This window comes from Caulobacter sp. SSI4214, from assembly GCF_012184455.1.
In the GTDB taxonomy this organism is placed as follows: domain Bacteria; phylum Pseudomonadota; class Alphaproteobacteria; order Caulobacterales; family Caulobacteraceae; genus Caulobacter; species Caulobacter vibrioides_E.
In genome coordinates this window covers 40445-59076 of the sequence record NZ_SZWJ01000016.1, presented here as the reverse complement: position 1 = coordinate 59076, position 18632 = coordinate 40445, and the positions used below count along the sequence as shown (strand labels likewise).

Genomic DNA, 18632 nt, shown 5'->3' with positions numbered 1-18632 from the left:
GAAAGAAGGCCGGTCAGTTGTCGTGGAGATTTGGGGGGAGCCTAATTCCCACACCGTGATCGGATCGTCGTCCGAGGCCGGCGGTCTGCGGCGCATCGCATGGCGGGCTGAGCCGGTTAGCCGCGACGGCGGCGATGCCGAAGGAGTTTACGGTAACCACCCTCGATCATGCGTCTAGCTTCGCGTAGCAGAGACATGATTGCATGTCGGCGCGACGAGGCTTGCCATTCGTCGCGACTGACATCGCCGATATCGAAGATCACCTGCGCAATCGACTGCTGCGTGGCGCCGTAGCGGAAACCGTCGAATGCTTGGAGCATTCTGCGAGCTCTGGCACGTTGCTGGGCTGTCAACCGCGTGTCTGGTGGCACGGCGCGGTGATGAAGCGTCGCGAGCAGGCGTTCAACCGACTCCAGACGGTCGAAGCCGCTGATATCGAGCGGGATGACCGCGACCAACGGGGTGATCGTCGCCGACTCGCCGATCTGGATAAGCTGCAGCGATGGGACGCCAGCGTCATACAGTCTGAAATCTGCGCCGATTGAATCAGATGCAAGCGGCGGCGGTAAGATCGCCGCTGTTGTCGTCGTCGGGAGAAGCTCTGGCGCCGTGTCGAGAATAACAGTGCTGGTATCGTCCGTAGGTGACCAAAGCACGGGAGCGGCCGGCGGCGGATCCAGCGGATCGACAGGGAAATCGCAACCCCCAACGGAGCCGGAAGTCTTCTAGATCTTGTTCGGGAGAGATGTCGCGATGCAGGAGCGCCGTGAAGTCACGGTCGTAGGCGTCATTGCGCCGAAGCCACTCCCAAGCAAGGTCAGACGCGCTCAGTCTATCGACGTGATCATAATTTGCCGAGGCTCGCCACTGAGAGGGATCCGGCGTCACAGCTTTGCTCCTCATCGTCTTCCGATCGCGTTCGGACTGACAATGATTACCGTGAGTTGCGTTGCGCGGAAGTCCAGGTTGAAGCAACAGGTGTTGCTCCCGAGGCATCGCGGGCGCTAACGGGCATGGCTCTCTCTTGCGACTTCGCGGTAGCCCTGCTCGGACATCCAGCGCGCCCGTGCGAGGTGTGTCGCATGAACGCGACGGCAACGCTCCGGATCAGCGTCAGGATCGAGGCCGAACAACGTGCGTGTGGCTTCTCTCCAGTCGGCTCCGTCGCGCCATGAATCGATCAGGCGCAGGTACAAGGCCATATGCGCCCGGTCGTACGGCGTGAGAGCCGATCCCGTTGGTGCTTCATCCTTGAAGTCGTGCGTCGTCACCGCATCCCCCTGATGTCCGAAATATCCACTGTGGAGGGATTTGTTAACGATGATCTGACGCCGTTACGAATGCAAGCAGTGTCGCCGGACAATCGCGTCACGGCGGCGATATGCCGATAATCAGCGACGAACCTTATGATCGACAAGCATGACCCCTACGCCTTGGTCGGAGCTCAAGAAGACGATCCCATCTCGTTCCAAGGCTCGTCTCACCTCGTCGCGCGTGCTTTCGTAGATCCCGAGATTGCTCTCGGATTCCAATCGCTTGAGTGCGGTGAGGGATACACGGGCCTTGTCCGCGAGCGTCTCCTGTGTCCAACCCAGCAAAGCGCGTGCGGCCCGCGATTGTCGGGCGGTGATCATGCATGATCACCTCCCATCTGGACCTACGCGCACGCCAGAACTACGACTATAATAGTCGCCCCTTGATGATATTTCCATCCGAATCGTGCTCTCGCGCCTGCCCGCGAGGCGCTTTCACGGTGACTGATTCGGTCGCTTTGGACGCCGAAGGCCCCGGCCTTTCGGCCGGGGCCTTGCGCCGGGCGTCAGTCGCCCCGGCGCCCGTTGGGGCGGGACCAGATCAGCGAGAAGGTGTCGCTGTCCTCGTCGTCGAAGAGGTTGGCGTAGATCGGGGCGTTGAAGCTCGGATCGTCGAGCTTGAGGCCCAGATAGTCGCGGCCCTCGTTGGAGCGCTTGGACCAGGCGGCGCCGATTTCGGCGCGGCCGACCAAGACGCGGTGGCTGGGGGCGTTCTCGCCGGTAGCGCGCTGGTCGGGAACGATGCGCACGTTCTTGGCCTGGACGCTGAGGGTGACGATTTCGCCGGTGAACTCGTTCGAGCCGGTCTTCTTGAAGGTGCCGATGGTCGCCATTGTAAGTCTCCGTTTTCCGTTTCCGAGCCCGCACCATTGCGGCCTCGATGGCGATCGGTTGGCCGGAGGCGATCGACGGCGCACCCCGCAGGGGCCTGACAGCTAAGGAGGGCTTTCTTGTCTCGCGAGGAATGGCGGCGCAGCCGGCAGGGGAAGAAAGTTTGACGCGGCTGTTGCGTCATAGGCGATCGAGGCTTTAGCCGGCCTTCGGCCAGATCAGGCCATTGAAGAGGCCGTTTGGAGCGGTCGAGGCACGGTCAGATAACGGAAGAGATGGCGGCCGTCCTGCATCGACAAACCGGCGCGTCGGCATGTCACCGGCTTCGTCCATCTCACGACAGGGGCCAGCACTGCTATCCTGACCTTCAGCCGCCGTTCGCAGGGGAGTGCCTCACCGGGTATTCTCTCGGCCGCTAAGACACGGGTCGCACGCAGTCAGCGCTTCAATGAGGGCCGTTTCTTCAGGACAGCGCCGATCCGCGCTTCATCGACCTATCGTCGCAACAGGAGATGACGAAAAGGCCCACCCCCATAGCTCTGGCCCCTTGACGGGAATATGGGAGATCAGGCCCGTGCAAGGCCTCGGCCGGAAGGCCCCGGGGCCGCCGCCATTCCCGCAACTCGTACAAGCGCGGTGATGCCGACAGCGACAGCGCCGATGACCGAGAACGTGATCTGCCATGCCTCAGATGGCATGAGGTGTTTCACGATGCCGTGGGTGGCGTGGAAGCCGGCAACAGCGGCAGGGGCGACGAAGACGATCGCTACGGTAAGCTTCAGCCACATTGGTTTGACGAAGGTGATCAGGAGCTGACCAGCGGCGAAGGTCGCGGCCGCGGCGACGAGGCCGACGGCGATCCCGCCGAGAACGCCTGCGCCGCTGCCGTGCGCCCACATGCCCACGGTTGCACCTACGAACGTCGGCAGGGCGAAAATAGCCAGTGTGAATAGCAGCCAGCAGAGCACGCCGATGGCTGCGAGCGATCCGAGTATTCCGAGGATGATCATGACGGTGGCCTCCGTTCGAATAGGTTCGACGGTTGCGCCTGCCACCACCACCACGGCGCGATCGCACTATAGCGAAAGATAAAGGACGCCGGGAGCGGAAATCGCGAGCGACTTCCGCCTGGCGCAGCCGGTTTTGCGGGGTCAGGGGGCAAACGGATCAATTTCATGGACAATCTCCGAAGCGCTGCCGTCGTATTCGCTGGCGGGCGTAACCGAAAGAGTGCCGTCACCGGCCTGGAAGATGACGATGGCTGCCATGAGGGTGGTGGCGAGGCTGAAGGCGAAGGCTTGGGCTTCGTTGGGGGACATCGGATCGGCTCCTGTCTTCGAGCGGAGGACCCTCCCCCGCTGACAGGCGCCCGAAGTGTCGGACTGGTCGCTGCAATCACCGCGCAGGCGCAGCCGGAGCGGCGGCATGCGCGCATAGCCGACCCTTTACGGGTTGATGGCGCCAAGCGACCAGTCCGGCCAAGGATTAGCGCATAGAAGCGGGGTGGTTCGCTCCGATCAGAGCGAGGTCGTGGTCGATGTTCACGCGAATGCGTTCCGAAGAATTGCTATCGCGAGAAACAGAGCGCCAATGGAAAGCACTACCGATCCTGAGACATAGGCGAACGCCGCAAGGTGCTGTCCGCGTTCGATCAGAAGTGCTGCCTCGAGCGAGAACGCCGAGAAGGTGGTGAACCCGCCGATGATGCCTGTCGTGAGAAACAGGCGCGCATGCTGGGATAGCCCGCTGCGGAGCGCGAAATACTCGACGACGACCCCCATCAGGAACGAGCCGAGGACGTTGATGGTCAGCGTTCCGAACGGAAAACTGCTTGAGCCAAGCGTGCGAAGGGCCGTGACGTTGATCGCGTGCCGGGCCATGCCGCCGAGCCCCGCGCCGATGAAAACAATCAGATAGTTCATGGTTGCCCTGTGCATGCGGCAACCAGCAAGTCGAAGGCGAACACCTACCATCGACAGGCGGGTTGCCTGTGTTGGTAGGAGTCATCAGCCGGAACGGCGGTTATCGGGGAACTCCATCCCCGTCACCGTGCATGATATCGAAAGAGATCGGCTCTTGCTAGAGGTAGGGCGGCGCTTACGCGCCGCCGAACCTCCAGACCGGGATGCCGAGCTTCTTGGCCTTGTCGGCGAGGTTGTCGTTGATGCCGGTGCCCGGGAAGTGGATCACGCCTTTCGGCACGATCTGCAGCATCTCGTCGTTGCGTTTGAACGGTGCGGCCCGGCCATGTTTCGTCCAGTCGGGTGCAAAGCCGATCTGTGGAACGTTGCGGGTCTTTGCCCAGAGGGAGGCGATCTTCTCGGCCCCTTTGGGGGATTTGCCGTGGATCAGCACCATGTCGGGATGCTTCGCGTGAACCTGATCGAGCTTGGCCCAGATGAGCTGGTGATCGTTGAAGTCCAGCCCGCCGGTGACGGCGATCTTCGGACCGGGAGGCAGGAGCACTTGCTGGTCGGCGCGCTTCTTCGCCATCAGGAAGTCGCGGCTGTCGATCATCGCCGAGGTCAGATTGCGATGGTTGACCTTCGATCCGCTGCGCGGAAGCCATGACTTGCCGACGTGGCGTTCGTAATGTTCGGCAGCCTGGTCGCGCATCAGCTCGAATGCGTTCTGGCGCTCGATCAGCGTCATGCCCTCGGCGATCAGGCGCTCAAGTTCGACCGACTTCACTTCGCTGCCGTCCTGTTCCCGCTGCGCACGCTTCTGGGCCTGCTCGTTGTCGTCCAGTTCCCGACCGATCCGGTCGGTGGCGCGGTGAAATACGTTGGTGGTCGACCAGAGGAGATCGTCGAGGTCGGGTTCGAGGCGTGTGTCCTCCAAGGTGCTAATCAGGGCGTCGAAGATGTCGGCGACGGCGCCCGCGACTTGGTTGCCGTCGGGCAGAAGCCGTTGATCGGGCTCGTCGGCGAAGGTCCGGTAGCCGTGGAGCTGGAGTTCGTTGAGGACATGGTCGGTGGGTGAGGATTCGTGGTGCGGTTCGTAATCGTCGTGATCACGCATGGGATGCTCCGTCGGTTGGACCGCGACCGTCGCGGCCTTCATGGCGACGAAGCCCACGGGCCGGACGGCCGGGCACCCGGAGCGCAAGCGCAGGGCTTGATGGCTAAGGCCGCCTATTTTGCCTCGCGATGGAAAGCGGCCTTCAGGCCGCGCCGGAAAATAGTCGGCCGCCGCCATTGCCCGGTTGGTCGGCTTGTGGGCCGATCGCCCTCTCAAAGGCCGAGGCGCGGTCCCCTCCGATGATTGCCGCATCCGCTGAGCACGACGGCTAACCGCAGGCCCGTTCTCCTGCCGGCTATGCCGCCAATGCCATGAAGCGGACGACGTCCTGCGGCGCGACCTGCAAACGGGCTTCCATGCGCAGTGCGTTCAGGCCGAGCGTACGCAGATCCTCGTTGAAGTCTCCCAGCTCCGGCGAGATGACGATCGCTTCGATTCCGGCTGCGTTCGCTCGTTCGATCAGGGTGTCGCGCGCGCCGTCACCGGCCGGATCGTTGTCGCGGACGATGTAGAGCCGCCGCAGCGTGTCGGGGAACAGGATGGCGGCGAGGTGTGCCGCCGAGAGCGCTGCCAACATCGGCATGTCGGGTATGACTTGCCGGAGCGACAGGACGGTCTCGATGCCTTCGCCAGCCGCCATCACCTCGCCACCGATGCCGAAGCGCACAGCGTTGCCGAGAAGATCGCCCATCGCCCGCCTCGGCGTATCGAGAGGCGCCTTGTCACGGCGGTGCGGATCGAGCCACGTGCGATGCGCCCCGGTGATCCGGTCGCGCAGGTCGGTCACGGCTGCGATCATCGCGGGCCAGGTCTCGGTCGGGCTATGCTCGTCGGGTCGATAGTAGCAGCGAGGATGGAAGTGCAGGCTTCCGGTTCCGCGCAAATCCGTAATGCCGCGTTCCCGCAAATACGCCTGTACGAGCGTGCCGTAGATCGGCCGCGACATGCGAACCAGCCGGCGCGCTGCTTCGGGCGAGCCGTGCGGCGCCGGGCTTTGCCGTTGATGCTGACGGGCCTCCGGTTCCGGTGGCGGCATTGCGAGGAAGGTTCTTGCCTCGTCGGCGACGTCCTTAAAGTCGACCAGGCCACAGCTTTCGCGGATTACGTCGAGGAGATCGCCGTGTTCGCCCGTGGCGGCGTCGGTCCACTTTCCTGCTGGACCCTTGGGCGAGTCCTTGAGCCGGACGTACATTGATCGGCCGGGCGTGTTGCGCACATCGCCCACCAGCCAATAGCCGCCCTCGCGCCGGCCACTGCCGAGATAGCGGCGGCACACCGCCTCGGCTTGCCGGCCGAGACGATGCGAAAGATCGGAAGCATCCTGACGTGCCATCACGCAGCCTCCCGCTCGGAGATGCGGGCGACCGGATAGGTGTCGAGCAGCTTGGCCAGCACCGCAGGGCCGGCGACGTCGACCGGTACGAAGAAGCGCAGCTTCCATGAGATGATCTCGCTGAACAGGCCATAGGCCCGCAGGCGGTCCCGCATCGCCTCGGTGAAGCCGGTCAGCTCCAGTCGCTGTGCGCTCATGACGCGCGCGCGGTGGAGCTGAAGGCCCCCAGTGAGATCGAGGATCGTCTTGCCGTCCATCAGAGCGGTGAAAGCCTGCTCCGGCGTCAGCGACGCGGCGCCCGTGGTGACGGCGTTCGCCGCCCAGGCGGGTGAGACGCGGCGGCCGATGATGCGCTCGCCGGCATCGGTCTGAAGCCGGTAGACGCGGGTCGACTCGTTCGGCAGCCGCTTCCAGATCGGCAACAGCAGGCCGGCGACGATATGGATGGTGCTGTCTGAGAACTCCGGCACGTCGTTCAGCTCCGCCCACCACGCTGCGGCGAAGGCGGCGCGATCGGCCTCCTCCCAGTGGCTCTCGTCCATCATGCGCAGCGGGGAATAGTGGTGCTCCATCGGGCGGATGAGGCAGACGCGGCGCTCGATCTCGCCATCGTCGAGCATGATCGACGGGGCGGGAACCTGCACGGCGGCGCGGCCGGACCGACCATTGACCAGCAGCCGTGCGCGGGGATCGGAGAGATGATCGAGTGCGTCCGCCAGAGGGGTGGGCCGATTGCGTTCGCGCCGGATGATGGTGAGCAGCCGGGTTTCAGCGCTGGTGCCAGGATGGGTATGGATGACCTGGCTGTCGGTAACGACGAAGCTCTCGGCCTGCAGCGTCTCCAGCCCCACGTCATAGACGCCGCTGCGGATCGCGCCTTCGACCTTGGCGGTGAGGAGCTGCTCGAAGGCCGTGAAGAGAATGCCCTGAAGCTCGATGGTCAGCGCGAGCAGGCGGTTGAGGAAGGTCGTGATCGGCGGCAGTTCGTCCTTGATGCCGTTATCGTCCATGAGCTTGAGACCGGTGGCGGACTCGAAGCGGTCGAGGGAGCAGCCGTCGACCTTGCCGCGCACGAGCAGCAGGTAGAGCTGGCGCAGCGCATCGCGGGCATAGGGGCTTTCGAGATTGTCCTCTGGCCGGAACAGGCCCTGGCCGCCGGTCTGGCGCTGCCCGCGTGTGATGGCGCCGAGCGTGTCGAGCCGGCGCGCGATCGTGGAGAGAAAGCGCTTTTCCGCCTTCACGTCGGTGGCGATCGGCCGGAAGAGCGGCGGTTGCGCCTGGTTGGTCCGGTTGGTGCGACCGAGACCCTGGATTGCGGCATCGGCCTTCCAGCCCGGTTCCAAGAGATAATGGATGCGCAGGCGCTGGTTTCGGGCGGCAAGATCGGCATGATAGCTGCGACCCGTGCCGCCGGCATCCGAGAAGACGAGGATGCGCTTCTGGTCGTCCATGAAGGCGCTCGTCTCGGCCAGATTGGCCGACGCTGCCCGGTTCTCGACCGCGAGGCGCTCGCCCTTGCGCACCACGCGCCGCGAGCGTCCCGTCACTTCGGCGACGACGTCCGTCCCGAAGCGCTGGACGATCTGGTCGAGCGCCCCCGGGACCGGGGGCAGCGATGCGAGCCGCTCGATCAGCTCGTCGCGGCGGGCGACGGCCTCGCGGCTCTCGACGGGCTGGCCATCCCGATAGACCGGACGCGACGACAGATTTCCCTCGCTGTCGGAGAAGGGCTCGTAGAGCTGCACCGGGAAGGAGTGGGCGAGATAGTCGAGGACGTATTCGCGCGGTGTGATGTCGACCCGGACGTCGTTCCATCCGTCGGTCGGGATCTCGGCGAGGCGCCGCTCCATCAGCGCTTCGCCTGTCGAGACGATCTGGATGACGGCGGAGTGGCCGTCGGCCAAATCCTGCTCGATCGAGCGCACCAGCGTCGGCGTCTTCATGCTGGTCAGAAGATGGCCGAAGAAGCGCTGCTTGGCGCTCTCGAAGGCCGAGCGCGCGGCCGACTTCGCCTGCCGATTCAGCGTGCCGCCGTCGCCGGTGATATTGGCGGCTTGCATCGCCGCGTCCAGATGGTTGTGGATGATGGCGAACGCCTCGGCATAGGCGTCGTAGATGCGCGTCTGCTCGGGCGTGAGCTGATGTTCGACCAGCTCGTATTCGACGCCGTCATAGGAGAGCGAGCGGGCCGTGTAGAGGCCCAGCGCCCGCAGATCGCGCGCGAGCACTTCCATCGCCGCGACGCCGCCATTGTCCACTGCCTCGATGAATTCGGCGCGATTGGCGAAGGGGAAATCCTCGCCGCCCCACAGGCCGAGCCGCTGGGCATAGGCGAGATTGTGGACGGTGGTCGCACCCGTCGCCGAGACGTAGACGATCCGGGCGTTCGGAAGCGCGTGCTGGAGCCGCAGCCCCGCACGTCCTTGCTGCGATGGGGCGACGTCGCCCCGTTCACCCTTGCCGCCGCCGGCGTTCTGCATCGCGTGGCTCTCGTCGAAAATGATCACTCCGTCGAAGTCGGAGCCCAACCATTCGACGATCTGCTTGACGCGCGAAAGCCTTTCGCCGCGGTCGTCGGACCGTAGCGTGGCATAGGTGGTAAATAGGACGCCTTCGCCAAGCCGGATGGAGGTGCCCTGCGGGAAACGCGAGAGCGGCGTGACCAGCAGGCGCTCCATGCCGAGGGCTGACCAGTCGCGCTGAGCATCTTCGAGCAACTTGTCGGACTTCGAAATCCAGACCGCCTTGCGGCGGCCCTGAAGCCAGTTGTCGAGGATGATGCCGGCCGACTGGCGACCCTTGCCGGCGCCGGTCCCGTCGCCGAGCATGAAGCCCCGGCGGAAGCGGATGGCGTTCGGCGCGTCATCCGGCGCGGCGCTAACAAGATCGCCGGTCTCATCCACGGTCCAGGCACCGGCGAGGAATTCGCCATGGGCTTCGCCGGCATAGATGACCGTCTCGAGCTGGGCATCGGACAACACGCCGTCGGTGACGATCGCGGTCGGAAGCGTCGGGCAATAGCTTGGCTTCGGTGGCGCGACAGACGCCATTGCGGCCGATTGCACCAAATTGGTGGGATGGGGCTGAGCGTCCGGGATGCGGATCGACTGCAGCGCATAGGACTCGTAGATCGAGTCCGACAGGCGGCCACCCTCGGGTGGCGTCCACTCCACGGTCTCATAGTCGAGCGGCGCACCCTCGATCTGCGTAGTGCGTCGGGCGGGCGCGCCCGACGCGGCCCGGGCGAGATAGCCGCGCACGGTGCGCGGTGCGGACTCGGGCGCTTCTTTCGGCAGTGTGACTGCGAGCCGTGGCGGGACATGCCGCTCGATCCAGGCGAGCAGGGTCGCCACGTCAGGCGCGATACCGGCGGTTTCGGGAAAGCGGGCCGCAATTTCGGCGGGTGCCTTATCGATGACGGTCAGGCGCGTCTCGATGGTCGTGCCGTGCTTGGCGTAGACCGAGCCCGCGATCGCTGCGGTGAACACGACGCGACCGCGTTCCTGAAGGCGGACGAAGCTGTCCCGCCAGGCTGGAAGCTCGGGCGAGAAATTGGCGCCGGTGATCGCGACCAGCCGGCCGCCCGGCGCGAGCCGCGCCAGCGCCGACGTCATATGGCGGTAGGCGGCATCGGCTACGCGCCCCGAGACGTTCGCCATGACCGAAAACGGCGGGTTCATGATGACAACACTGGGGATGGCGATGCGATCGAGATGATCGTCGATCTGGGCTGCGTCGAAACGCGTGACGGTCGTTGCTGGAAAGAGAGATGCGAGCAAATCGGCGCGGGTCTCGGCGAGCTCGTTGAGGATGAGATTAGCACCGGCAATCTCAGCGAGGACCGCGAGCAAGCCCGTGCCGGCCGAGGGCTCCAGCACCCGGTCGGCAGGTGTGAGCGATGCGGCGGTCAACGCCGCCAGACCGAGGGGCGTCGGCGTCGAGAATTGCTGAAAGGCCTGGGTTTCCTCGGACCGGCGCGTGTGGGTCGGCAGCAGGCCGCCGATCTTGGCCAGCGCGGCGAGCCGTGCAGTCGGAGACGCAGCCTTGCGGAAAAGCGGCTTTCCGTATTTTCGCAGGAACAGAACGGTCGCCGCCTCGCAAGCCTCGTAGGCCGTCTTCCAATCCCAGGCGCCGCTGGTGTCGGACGCACCAAAGGCCTGTTCCATGACGGAGCGCAGGATGGCGGCGTCGATGGGCCGGCCCTGTTCGAGATGCCGAAGGAGATATTCGGCGGCGGCGAGAATGGCGGTGGCCGGCGGCGCGTGGGACGCGAGCGGGAGCGAGGCGGCCGAAGCGGGTTCCTGGACCGGAGCGTGAAGCATGGAAGATACCTCGAAAGAGCGAAAGACGGGCGAGCCGGCCCGGCGCTCTCTCTCGACCGGACGGGCTCAACCCGTCCCGGCCGACCCCTCACTCTGGCGCGGTCGACGCGCGTCGTCATCGATCCGGCTTCCGGCGGACGTGATGGGACGCTAGTCTCAGTTGGGAAAATTGGCCGCGGCGCGCCCTTCGACAGGCTCGCCGCGCCTGGCGAGGAAGGTAGGCGGCATGAAGGGAAGCGCGATTGGCATCATTGCGGCCGGATGCCTGGCAGTCGGATTCGGCGCAGGCTTCGTTCTCCGGCCGGTGATTTCGCCAGTCTCGGCATCGCCGGCCATCGCTGCCGGCGTGGCGCAGCCGAGCGAGGAAGAAGCGACGGCCGCGGTAAGGCGCCATCGCTTGTTCACCGGCACATCGCTGGAGCGGGCGACGCTGAAGCTCGGCGATTGCTCGCCTGGCGGTGTCGGACCCGGCGTGACCTGTATGACGCAGCTTGTCATGGACCCGGCGAAGACCGGTGCGGCTGCGCAGAACCGTCCGATCGGCTTCGCCCGGGTCAACGGCCAGTGGGAGGTCGCGGTCTGGTAGGGGCGGCGATCGCGCTCAGGTCAGGCTTCCGGCGGACGATAAAGCTCGAAGGGGTTGCCGTCGGCCAGGTGACCGAAGGGCGTAAGCATATAGTCATCACCCTCGCGCCCCACGGCGCAGATGACGTAGCGCGTCTCGCCGGTCGCGACCTCGGTGGTTTCCATGAGCGCCAGGTCACCGCTGGTCGCGGCGTTTAGCAACGTTTGGAAGTTGGTGCGGGCATGATCGGGGATGCTCATCGGGCATCCCCGTCGGCAAGGCGGTCCGCGAGCCAACGTCGGGTGCTCAGCCACTCGACCGTCGCGCCAGTTGAAAGTTCAAGGACATGGGCGCCCCCGTAGAACCCGTCGACGACAGGGTTGGAGGCGATGGTGACCCATTGAAACCCCCAGCGCCCGGTCAGCCCGAAGGCTTTGGCGCAGCGCGTCACGAAGGTGATCGCGAGTTGCTGGTCGGCGCTGCCCGGGGCGCGCAGCCAGAGCCGGGCCGGCCCATATTCGGGCGTCAGCGAGAGCAGAAACGGCTCGGCCGGCGGGTCCTCGCGGGCGTTCTCGGCCATCAACGTGGTGTAGATGTCGAAGGCGCGCACAGCGTTCGCGGGGGTGCCGACGTCGAGTAGGCAGGAAAAGCGGGTGAGAAAGTCGGTCATGGCGCGCTCCAGAAACGAAAAAGCCCGGCGCTGAGCCGGGCTCGGGAGGGTTCGGATTGTCGTCGGGCTAGTAGCCGAACTGCCAGGACGGCCAGGATTGGCCGTCGTCAGCGGCTCGCACGGCATCGTCGAGATAGGCGGGGTCGCCCTCGACGACGATGGGATCGCGGACCGGCGTCTCGTCGATGACGGCAACGCGGGCAACGAGCCCGTCCTCGACCTCGACTTGCACGGGCACGAGATATTGGAAGACGACGCGTCGGGGCGCCGGTGGGGATTGCAACATGGCGCAGCTCCTTGGTTGGAAGGTTAGGCGGAGCGACCGGAGCCGCTCCGCCCTAGCGATCACTCGGCCGCGACGAGGTGGCGTTCGTCGTCTTCGCCGCCGGGCTCCTCGTCATCGCCCGCGAGGAAGTCGGGCAGCGCAGCACCCTCATCCTCGCCGCCGGTCTGGATCTCCGGCGCGGACGCCTCGGCCTCGGCAATCAGGCGGAGCGGCTCCGGGAGCCATCCGGTGTCGACCAGCAGGCGCTCGGCCTCCTTGGCCATGTCGCCCTTCTTCAGATGGTCGATGAGCTGCGCGGCCTGCTCGCCGGCGCCCTCACGAACCGCCTGCAGGATGCGGGGCTTGGTGACCCGGTTGAGATAGTTGCCGAAGGTCGGACGCCAGCCAGCCTCGACGAGATCGAGCCCGGTCGCCTTGGTCAGGCGGTCGGCTTGGGTAAGCCGCATGTCGAGCGTGTGCTGGGACACGCCACCGGCGCTGTGCGGGTTCGGCCGCTCATAGAGCGCGTTGATGCCGAAGCTGACGCAGTGCGCCAGGAGCGCCATCCGGCTGGCATCGTCCAGGCCCGAGAGCCAGTCCCACAGCGCGTCGTCGTCCTTCGGGATGTCGCCTGCCCATGCGGTATGGCGGTCCTGCACGGCGCGCGCGGACGGGCTGTCCTTCAGCCCATCGTCTTGGGCGGGGAAGAAAATGTGCTTCACCCCGGCTTCCATGGCGCCCGTATACATGCGGGTCATGAAGTTGTCCGAGACGAGCTTGTGCAGCAGCGCGGTCATGGCGACGTGGGGGTTCTCCGCGACGGCGTTCCGCAGCGCGAGTGTGCGATAGGCCGTCAGCTCGATCACGAGACGCTCCGGTAGCGGCTTGATGACGTCGTCCTCCTCGTCCTCCTCGGGTTCGGCTGGCTGGCCGCCGATGGTGATGATCGCGCGCTGAACCGCAGGTTCGCCCGGATCGCCGCCAGCTTCCACGCCGGCCTCGCCCTCGGGCTTGATCGGCGCTTCGTCCTCGGCCCGCACGTAACCGCGATCGATGTCGAGGCTGCCGTCATGGGCGATGCTGATGAACACGCCCGCGCGCGCGATGTCGCCCGGCTCGAAACGCACCGGCCGGGTCTCGAACGCGGCGAGAGCCGTCTCGATCTCGCCGAGGCGCTGGTCGACCTCGTCCGGCAGCTCGTCGGCGCCCTCATATTCGCCCTCAAGCTTCTGATATTCGGCGTTGAGCGCGTCGATGGTGACCTGTTCCTCGGCCGAGATGTCGAGCGGTTCGCCTTGCAACTCGCGCAGGCCCCGCGCGGCGTCATAAGGGAAGCTGACCGCCACTTCGATCCACTTCCAGCCTTCGGCGGCGATCGTCCCTGCCGTCGCCTTCAGCTTCTCGGCGACCAGCCGGTCGAGCAGCGCGGGGTCCTGCAGCCAGCCGCCATCGTCGGACTGGAAGAGATCGCGCATGATGACGCCGCCAGCCGCCTCGTAGGCGTCGAGCCCGACAAACACGGCCCGCTTGTCCGAAGCGCGCACCGTTGTCTCGGTGAGCATGCGCCGGATCTGGTACGGCTCTTTCGACCAGGAGTCCTTGATCGCCTCCCAGACCTGCTCCTGGCGGACATGGTCGTTCGAGACGGTGAAGGCCATGAGCTGCTCCAGCGTCATGCCATCGTCGGCATAGATGTCCAGCAGCCTCGGTGAGACCGCTGCAAGGCGCAGCCGCTGCTTCACCACCTGAACGCTGACGCGGTGGGCGGCGGCGATATCTTCTTCGGGCGTGCCCTTGAGGCGCATATCCTGAAAGGCGCGGAACTCGTCGAGAGGATGCAGCGCGGCGCGCTCGGCATTTTCTGCGTAGGACACCTCTTCGGCGAGGATCGGATCGTCGACCGGACGCACCACGCAAGGCACGAGGGCGGTCTTGGCGAGGCGCTTCTGCTTTACAAGCAGGTCGAGCGCCCTGAAGCGGCGGCCGCCGGCGGGCACCTCGAACATCCCGGTCTCGTTGCCGTCGCCATCGACCACGGGCCGGACGTTAAGACCCTGGATAAGCCCGCGCCGGATGATCGAGGCCGCCAGGTCCTCGATTGAGACGCCGGCCTTCACGCGCCGAACGTTCGACTGGCTCAGGACCAGTTTGTTGAAAGGGATGTCGCGCGAAGACGACAGGACGATCTTTTGAGCTGCACTAGCCATCGGGATTTACTCCGCGACGGGCGGCCGAGAGCCTCTCTCTCGACCTCCAACCCGTCACGAAATCCCGGCCCTCCTCTGACTCTCTCATCTTCCACTGTCGGCCAGCGACCGATCGGACGACTTCACGCTCGTCTTGACACCAACGCTTTTGGAGAATGTCGAGCCCGACTATAATAGTCGTCATAGATACTGTTCGACGTCACTTCCCTTCGTCGGGCGGGATGCCGACGCTGGAGTTAATCGGAGAACGATAATGAGCACGACGGCTGTTGAGGACGCGCCAAGCGGATTGCGCCGTTGGTTTGCGAATCTAGTGCAACGAGGCGCGAACCTGAGGCTTTCGCGGGTGGAGCGCGCCATGATCGGCGCAAATGGCAAGGCGCTGACGATGTTGGTCACGGCGCTGCAGGCTCGCGGACATCTCAAGGTCGAAGAGTTTGCCGACACGCTCGCTGTGTTCAGCGTAGTGGTTGGGGAGGATAATGACCTTGAAGGGATGCTGCTCGCCGCGTGGGCGGGGACGATGAAGGAGAGTCTTTAGCCTAGAGAATGGGCAACCGGCCACGCGAAGAGACGCCGCGCGTTTGCGCGGCGTCTCTTGATAGGACGTGGAATGTGGCCGGCGGCAGAGGCCGCATTAGCCATCCCTGCGACTGGCGCGATGAGCTGCGTAGAGCACGCGCTCGGCGGCCCGGATGCTTCCGGTCCTTCGCGCCGCTTCGGCCCAGGCGGAGATCGGGAAAAGGCCCTCGAACAGGATGTCGCGCTCGATGCCAAGGCCGAGCGGTAGGCTCACCTCGGCCATTTCCGACAGGCTGAACGATCCCAATTCAGGTTCGCCGAGATCGGCTAGACCGAACAGTGTGTCGCCGTCGGCATCGAGTTCAGTCGCCAGCCATACCCCCTCGCCCAAGGGGTTGAAAAACTTCACCACGGGGATGGGATCAACGTCGCGATCGCGGCCGTTGGCGAGGAGCTGCTCGCGCAGCTCGGTGGTGAGAAGGATCATGCCGCCCTCCTGTCGATCGAAGGACCGGCTTGGTCGTCGGCCGGCAGGAAGCCGAGCAGCCAGTCTGCTGCCTTGCTCGCCTGCGATGCGGCGCGGACGATGGCGCGATTGTCCTCGCGCAACACCTCCAGCCACGAACCGATATAATCGGCATGTCTGACGGTGGGTACGATGCCGATGGAGGCGCAACAGAAGGCGGCGTTCATCTCGGCTATCAACTCTTCGAACGCGTACTTCTTGGTGCCAAAGCCGCCTGACAGGTCGCGGCCCAGCCGCGAGGCGTGGCCGCTGGCGTGGCCGATCTCGTGCAGCGCCGTGCGGTGCCAGTTGATCGGGTCGTAGTAAGCTTGCGGCGGCGGAACCTGCACATAGTCGAGCGCTGGGGCGTAGAAGGCGCGGTTGCCGCCGATGCGGAAATCGATGCCGGTGGCCTGGATCAGCGCCTCGACCCGGGGTTCGATCAGGCCCGGCGGCGGGGGAGGAGTGACGATCGCGACATCCTCAGGCAGGTTCTCGCACTGCGCGCTGTTGAAGACCGTGAAGCGCTTCAGGAACGGGATCGCCTTGGCGTCTTCGCCCGTGTCTCGCGCGCGTCGTTTCTCGTCGTCAGGTATGAAGCGGTCGGCGTAGACCACGGTCGTGCCGCGCTCGCCCTTGCGGACGTTGCCGCCGAGCGCGAGTGCTTGGCGGAAGGTGAGCCAGCTCTGCCCGGGAAACCCGTGTTCAATGACGGCGCCCCACAGGATCAGCACGTTGATGCCGGAATAGTGCCGGCCTGTAGAGCCGTTCCGCGGCATGGCGAGCGGCGCCTTCGCCGCCGCCGTCCCCCATGGCTGGACCCACGGGACGCGGCCAACCTCCAGCTCGGAGATGATCTTGCCGGTGATTTCGTCATAAAGGCTCGTCCGATCCTGACCGGCGCGAGCGGATGTGGTTTTTCTGGACATCGCGGATCTCCGCGACGGGCGCCGGGAGCCTGTCTCCCAGTCCTCAACCCGTCACGGCAAAGCCGGTCCGCACTCTCACTCTAGGGGTGTTGCGGGGTGTCCCCGCAGAAGGGGTCGGTCGAGACCAAAGGCTCGGCCGCAGGGGAAGGCTTTCCCCTCCAGCGATGATTACCTCCATGTTTATCTTGTTGGGTAAGCCGAACTTCACATCTTACGACTATTATAGTCGCATCCCTAAGTGTCAGTTGAGTTGGGCGACGACCGTGTTGTTGCATATCCAGAACAAGATATTGCGGATGATCGCCAACAGCGAACCTGTGGCTGACACGGCGCGCGAACTCTGTGCCGACATAGAGACACTGATGTCTGGCGTGATCTGCTCGATCCTGACGGTCGATCAGGCCGGACTTCTGCATCCGCTCGCAGCGCCGAGTCTGCCTGCGGACTATTCTTCTGCGCTGGATGGGATGATGGTCGGCCCGGAGGTCGGGTCCTGCGGAGCTGCGGCTTATCTGCGCGAACCCGTCATCATTGAGGATATCCGACGTGATCTGCGCTGCGCCCGCTCCATGGGACTCATAGAAGGCCTTGGCGTGAGCGGATGCTGGTCCTTCCCTGTCGTCAACGCGGCCGGTGACGCCATTGCCGTCATCGGCTTCTACAGCGATCAAGCGCGCTCGCCGAGCGCTTCTGAGCGCGCGCTGGCGGAAGCCTGTGTCGATCTCTGTGGTCTTGCGCTTCAGCGGCATGAGCGAGCCGTCGACCGCGAGCGCCGCGCGAACATAGACGCGTTGACCGGACTCCCCAACCGCTCGGCCTACAACGGCGCGATGGCGCAGATTCCGTGCGACGTCCCGGGGGCCTGGGCCCTCTTCATCATCGACCTCGATAATCTGAAGATCGTAAACGACACGTTCGGCCATCTGGCCGGTGATGCTCTTATCAAGGCGGCGGGGACCCGGATCGCGCGAGCGATGGCGCCCGACGTCAGCTTCCGGCTGGGCGGCGATGAATTCGCCGTCATCATTCAGAACCCCGGCTCGCTCGCCGATCTGAATGCGGCGGCGGAACGCGTGCTGATAGAATTGGAGCGCAGCGCCGATTGCGAGGGGCATGCCGTGGCGCCTCGTGCGACGATCGGCGGCGCCGTTCTGGGTGTCTCCGAACGGAGTGCCATGGCGGTCAACGAGGCCGCGGATTTCGCGCTCTATCACGCCAAGGAGACCGGGCGCGGCGGCTTCGTACGCTACTGGCCGGGAATCGGCACGCGGATCACGCGGCGCCGGGACGCGATACGCGATGTGGCCGATGCGCTCGCCGATGATCGCATGGAAACGCATTACCAACCGATCGTCGGTCTCGATACGGGCGAGATCGTCGGGCTCGAGGCGCTCTGCCGCATGCGCACCGTGACGGGTGAACTCGTCAGTGCCCTAGCTTTTCGGGAAGCGACCAGCGACGCCCATATCGCTGCGGAGCTTACGCAACGTGTTGCGGTGACGGTTGCGCGGGACATCGCCTTCTGGCGGGATCGGGGTCTACTCGTCCAGCAGGTCGGCCTCAATGTTTCGACCGCCGATTTCTATACGGGCAGCCTGGCTCAAAAACTCGAAGATGCCTTCGGTCGCGCTGGCGTCCCGCTCGGTGGTTTGATCGTCGAAGTGAGCGAGGACGCATGTATCGGCCGAAGTGATCGCGTCGTAGCACGGGAGATAGAGGCATTGCGTGCCGCCGGCGTCCGCGTCGCGCTCGATGACTTTGGAACCGGACATGCGTCGCTGACGCATCTGCTGAACGTCCCGGTAGACATCATCAAGATCGATCAGGCTTTCATTGGTCGTTTATGGCCGGACGATCCAAGCATGGTGATCGTCGAGGGGCTCATCGATATCGCGCGGCAGCTCGGCATTGAGATCGTGGCCGAGGGGATCGAAACAGAAGTTCAGGCGAGCCAGCTTTGGTCGATGGGCTGCAAAGTCGGGCAAGGCTTTGCGTTTGCCCGTGCGGCAGACCGCGACACGACGTCAGCCTTGCTACGTCGCCATGCGAGCGGCCGTGAAGGTGCGACGCCGATCTTCGCCCAAAGTCCGATGGAGGGTTCGACCAGTCGTGTCCGAAGAGTGCGCAGCGCTTGAGCGCAGTGGCTCGG

The 18632-nt window shown here is 65.0% G+C and carries 20 protein-coding genes and 1 riboswitch; of the genes, 3 read left to right on the top strand and 17 right to left on the bottom strand.

Annotated elements, in window-relative coordinates; genetic code table 11:
* Positions 1-116: 116 nt before the first annotated feature.
* From FCU40_RS07120 to FCU40_RS07075, 11 genes are all read right to left on the bottom strand, one after another.
* Positions 117-656 (bottom strand): DUF2285 domain-containing protein, encoded by a 540-nt coding sequence (locus FCU40_RS07120; RefSeq protein ID WP_206677318.1) that lies wholly within the window; start codon positions 654-656, stop codon positions 117-119.
* A complete protein-coding gene (locus FCU40_RS23250) occupies positions 547-903 on the bottom strand; it encodes a DUF6499 domain-containing protein (protein WP_241693565.1) in 357 nt (118 codons plus the stop codon). The genes FCU40_RS07120 and FCU40_RS23250 overlap by 110 nt, the downstream gene beginning before the upstream one ends.
* A gap of 101 nt (positions 904-1004) precedes the next feature.
* Positions 1005-1271 (bottom strand): DUF2285 domain-containing protein, encoded by a 267-nt coding sequence (locus FCU40_RS07115; protein WP_168073988.1) that lies wholly within the window; start codon positions 1269-1271, stop codon positions 1005-1007.
* A gap of 120 nt (positions 1272-1391) precedes the next feature.
* A complete protein-coding gene (locus FCU40_RS07110) occupies positions 1392-1634 on the bottom strand; it encodes a helix-turn-helix transcriptional regulator (protein ID WP_168073986.1) in 243 nt (80 codons plus the stop codon).
* A 185-nt stretch (positions 1635-1819) separates the two neighbouring features.
* Positions 1820-2146: a DUF736 domain-containing protein gene (locus FCU40_RS07105; RefSeq protein ID WP_099957448.1), complete on the bottom strand. Its 327-nt coding sequence runs from the start codon at positions 2144-2146 to the stop codon at positions 1820-1822.
* Between the two features lie 564 nt (positions 2147-2710).
* Complete coding sequence (locus FCU40_RS07100; protein WP_168073983.1) at positions 2711-3154, bottom strand: hypothetical protein; 444 nt, start codon at positions 3152-3154, stop codon at positions 2711-2713.
* A 141-nt stretch (positions 3155-3295) separates the two neighbouring features.
* On the bottom strand, positions 3296-3463 hold the full coding sequence (locus FCU40_RS07095; RefSeq protein WP_168073981.1) for a hypothetical protein: 168 nt from the start codon (positions 3461-3463) through the stop codon (positions 3296-3298).
* Positions 3464-3685: 222 nt separating this feature from the next.
* Positions 3686-4066, bottom strand: coding sequence for a fluoride efflux transporter CrcB (crcB, locus tag FCU40_RS07090; protein ID WP_168073979.1), 381 nt, complete (start codon positions 4064-4066; stop codon positions 3686-3688).
* A 68-nt stretch (positions 4067-4134) separates the two neighbouring features.
* Positions 4135-4196: riboswitch (Fluoride riboswitch) on the bottom strand.
* 45 nt (positions 4197-4241) lie between these two features.
* Positions 4242-5165, bottom strand: a complete 924-nt coding sequence (locus tag FCU40_RS07085; RefSeq protein ID WP_168073977.1) for a DUF2493 domain-containing protein — start codon at positions 5163-5165, stop codon at positions 4242-4244.
* A gap of 295 nt (positions 5166-5460) precedes the next feature.
* Entirely contained in the window at positions 5461-6498 is a 1038-nt protein-coding gene (locus FCU40_RS07080) for a toprim domain-containing protein (RefSeq protein ID WP_168073975.1), read from the bottom strand.
* Positions 6498-10820 (bottom strand): strawberry notch family protein, encoded by a 4323-nt coding sequence (locus FCU40_RS07075; RefSeq protein ID WP_168073973.1) that lies wholly within the window; start codon positions 10818-10820, stop codon positions 6498-6500. The genes FCU40_RS07080 and FCU40_RS07075 overlap by 1 nt, the downstream gene beginning before the upstream one ends.
* A 226-nt stretch (positions 10821-11046) precedes the next feature.
* Here FCU40_RS07075 and FCU40_RS07070 point away from each other — a divergent pair, with 226 nt between their 5' ends.
* Positions 11047-11406, top strand: a complete 360-nt coding sequence (locus FCU40_RS07070) for a hypothetical protein (RefSeq protein ID WP_168073971.1) — start codon at positions 11047-11049, stop codon at positions 11404-11406.
* A gap of 20 nt (positions 11407-11426) precedes the next feature.
* Here FCU40_RS07070 and FCU40_RS07065 read toward each other — a convergent pair whose 3' ends face one another.
* From FCU40_RS07065 to FCU40_RS07050, 4 genes are all read right to left on the bottom strand, one after another.
* The gene (locus FCU40_RS07065; RefSeq protein WP_168073969.1) at positions 11427-11645 is read right to left on the bottom strand and encodes a DUF6117 family protein; all 219 of its coding nucleotides are present in this window, start codon (positions 11643-11645) and stop codon (positions 11427-11429) included.
* On the bottom strand, positions 11642-12055 hold the full coding sequence (locus tag FCU40_RS07060; RefSeq protein ID WP_168073967.1) for a hypothetical protein: 414 nt from the start codon (positions 12053-12055) through the stop codon (positions 11642-11644). The genes FCU40_RS07065 and FCU40_RS07060 overlap by 4 nt, the downstream gene beginning before the upstream one ends.
* A gap of 67 nt (positions 12056-12122) precedes the next feature.
* On the bottom strand, positions 12123-12341 hold the full coding sequence (locus tag FCU40_RS07055) for a hypothetical protein (protein ID WP_168073965.1): 219 nt from the start codon (positions 12339-12341) through the stop codon (positions 12123-12125).
* A gap of 59 nt (positions 12342-12400) precedes the next feature.
* Entirely contained in the window at positions 12401-14527 is a 2127-nt protein-coding gene (locus FCU40_RS07050) for a ParB/RepB/Spo0J family partition protein (protein WP_168073963.1), read from the bottom strand.
* Between the two features lie 253 nt (positions 14528-14780).
* Between FCU40_RS07050 and FCU40_RS07045 the strand changes: the two genes are divergently transcribed.
* Positions 14781-15068 carry a hypothetical protein gene (locus tag FCU40_RS07045; protein WP_168073961.1) on the top strand — a complete coding sequence of 96 codons (288 nt, stop codon included), beginning with the start codon at positions 14781-14783 and terminating at the stop codon, positions 15066-15068.
* Positions 15069-15164: 96 nt separating this feature from the next.
* On the opposite strand, the gene FCU40_RS07040 is transcribed toward FCU40_RS07045, so the two are convergent.
* Both FCU40_RS07040 and FCU40_RS07035 read right to left on the bottom strand, forming a co-directional pair.
* Positions 15165-15536, bottom strand: a complete 372-nt coding sequence (locus tag FCU40_RS07040; protein WP_168073959.1) for a DUF2958 domain-containing protein — start codon at positions 15534-15536, stop codon at positions 15165-15167.
* Positions 15533-16483, bottom strand: coding sequence for a zincin-like metallopeptidase domain-containing protein (locus FCU40_RS07035; RefSeq protein WP_168073954.1), 951 nt, complete (start codon positions 16481-16483; stop codon positions 15533-15535). The genes FCU40_RS07040 and FCU40_RS07035 overlap by 4 nt, the downstream gene beginning before the upstream one ends.
* A 263-nt stretch (positions 16484-16746) precedes the next feature.
* On the opposite strand from FCU40_RS07035, the gene FCU40_RS07030 reads away from it, so the two are divergent.
* Positions 16747-18618: an EAL domain-containing protein gene (locus tag FCU40_RS07030; RefSeq protein ID WP_168073952.1), complete on the top strand. Its 1872-nt coding sequence runs from the start codon at positions 16747-16749 to the stop codon at positions 18616-18618.
* Positions 18619-18632 lie beyond the last annotated feature (14 nt).

Bases quoted from the DNA above. Each gene is read 5' to 3' on its own strand.
- FCU40_RS07105 (WP_099957448.1), bottom strand. From the start codon at position 2,146: ATGGCGACCATCGGCACCTTCAAGAAGACCGGCTCGAACGAGTTCACC.
- FCU40_RS07110 (WP_168073986.1), bottom strand. From the start codon at position 1,634: ATGATCACCGCCCGACAATCGCGGGCCGCACGCGCTTTGCTGGGTTGG.
- crcB (WP_168073979.1), bottom strand. From the start codon at position 4,066: ATGAACTATCTGATTGTTTTCATCGGCGCGGGGCTCGGCGGCATGGCC.
- FCU40_RS07040 (WP_168073959.1), bottom strand. From the start codon at position 15,536: ATGATCCTTCTCACCACCGAGCTGCGCGAGCAGCTCCTCGCCAACGGC.
- FCU40_RS07035 (WP_168073954.1), bottom strand. From the start codon at position 16,483: ATGTCCAGAAAAACCACATCCGCTCGCGCCGGTCAGGATCGGACGAGC.
- FCU40_RS07065 (WP_168073969.1), bottom strand. From the start codon at position 11,645: ATGAGCATCCCCGATCATGCCCGCACCAACTTCCAAACGTTGCTAAAC.
- FCU40_RS07070 (WP_168073971.1), top strand. From the start codon at position 11,047: ATGAAGGGAAGCGCGATTGGCATCATTGCGGCCGGATGCCTGGCAGTC.
- FCU40_RS07045 (WP_168073961.1), top strand. From the start codon at position 14,781: ATGAGCACGACGGCTGTTGAGGACGCGCCAAGCGGATTGCGCCGTTGG.
- FCU40_RS23250 (WP_241693565.1), bottom strand. From the start codon at position 903: ATGAGGAGCAAAGCTGTGACGCCGGATCCCTCTCAGTGGCGAGCCTCG.
- FCU40_RS07060 (WP_168073967.1), bottom strand. From the start codon at position 12,055: ATGACCGACTTTCTCACCCGCTTTTCCTGCCTACTCGACGTCGGCACC.
- FCU40_RS07095 (WP_168073981.1), bottom strand. From the start codon at position 3,463: ATGTCCCCCAACGAAGCCCAAGCCTTCGCCTTCAGCCTCGCCACCACC.
- FCU40_RS07085 (WP_168073977.1), bottom strand. From the start codon at position 5,165: ATGCGTGATCACGACGATTACGAACCGCACCACGAATCCTCACCCACC.
- FCU40_RS07075 (WP_168073973.1), bottom strand. From the start codon at position 10,820: ATGCTTCACGCTCCGGTCCAGGAACCCGCTTCGGCCGCCTCGCTCCCG.
- FCU40_RS07050 (WP_168073963.1), bottom strand. From the start codon at position 14,527: ATGGCTAGTGCAGCTCAAAAGATCGTCCTGTCGTCTTCGCGCGACATC.
- FCU40_RS07080 (WP_168073975.1), bottom strand. From the start codon at position 6,498: ATGGCACGTCAGGATGCTTCCGATCTTTCGCATCGTCTCGGCCGGCAA.
- FCU40_RS07100 (WP_168073983.1), bottom strand. From the start codon at position 3,154: ATGATCATCCTCGGAATACTCGGATCGCTCGCAGCCATCGGCGTGCTC.
- FCU40_RS07055 (WP_168073965.1), bottom strand. From the start codon at position 12,341: ATGTTGCAATCCCCACCGGCGCCCCGACGCGTCGTCTTCCAATATCTC.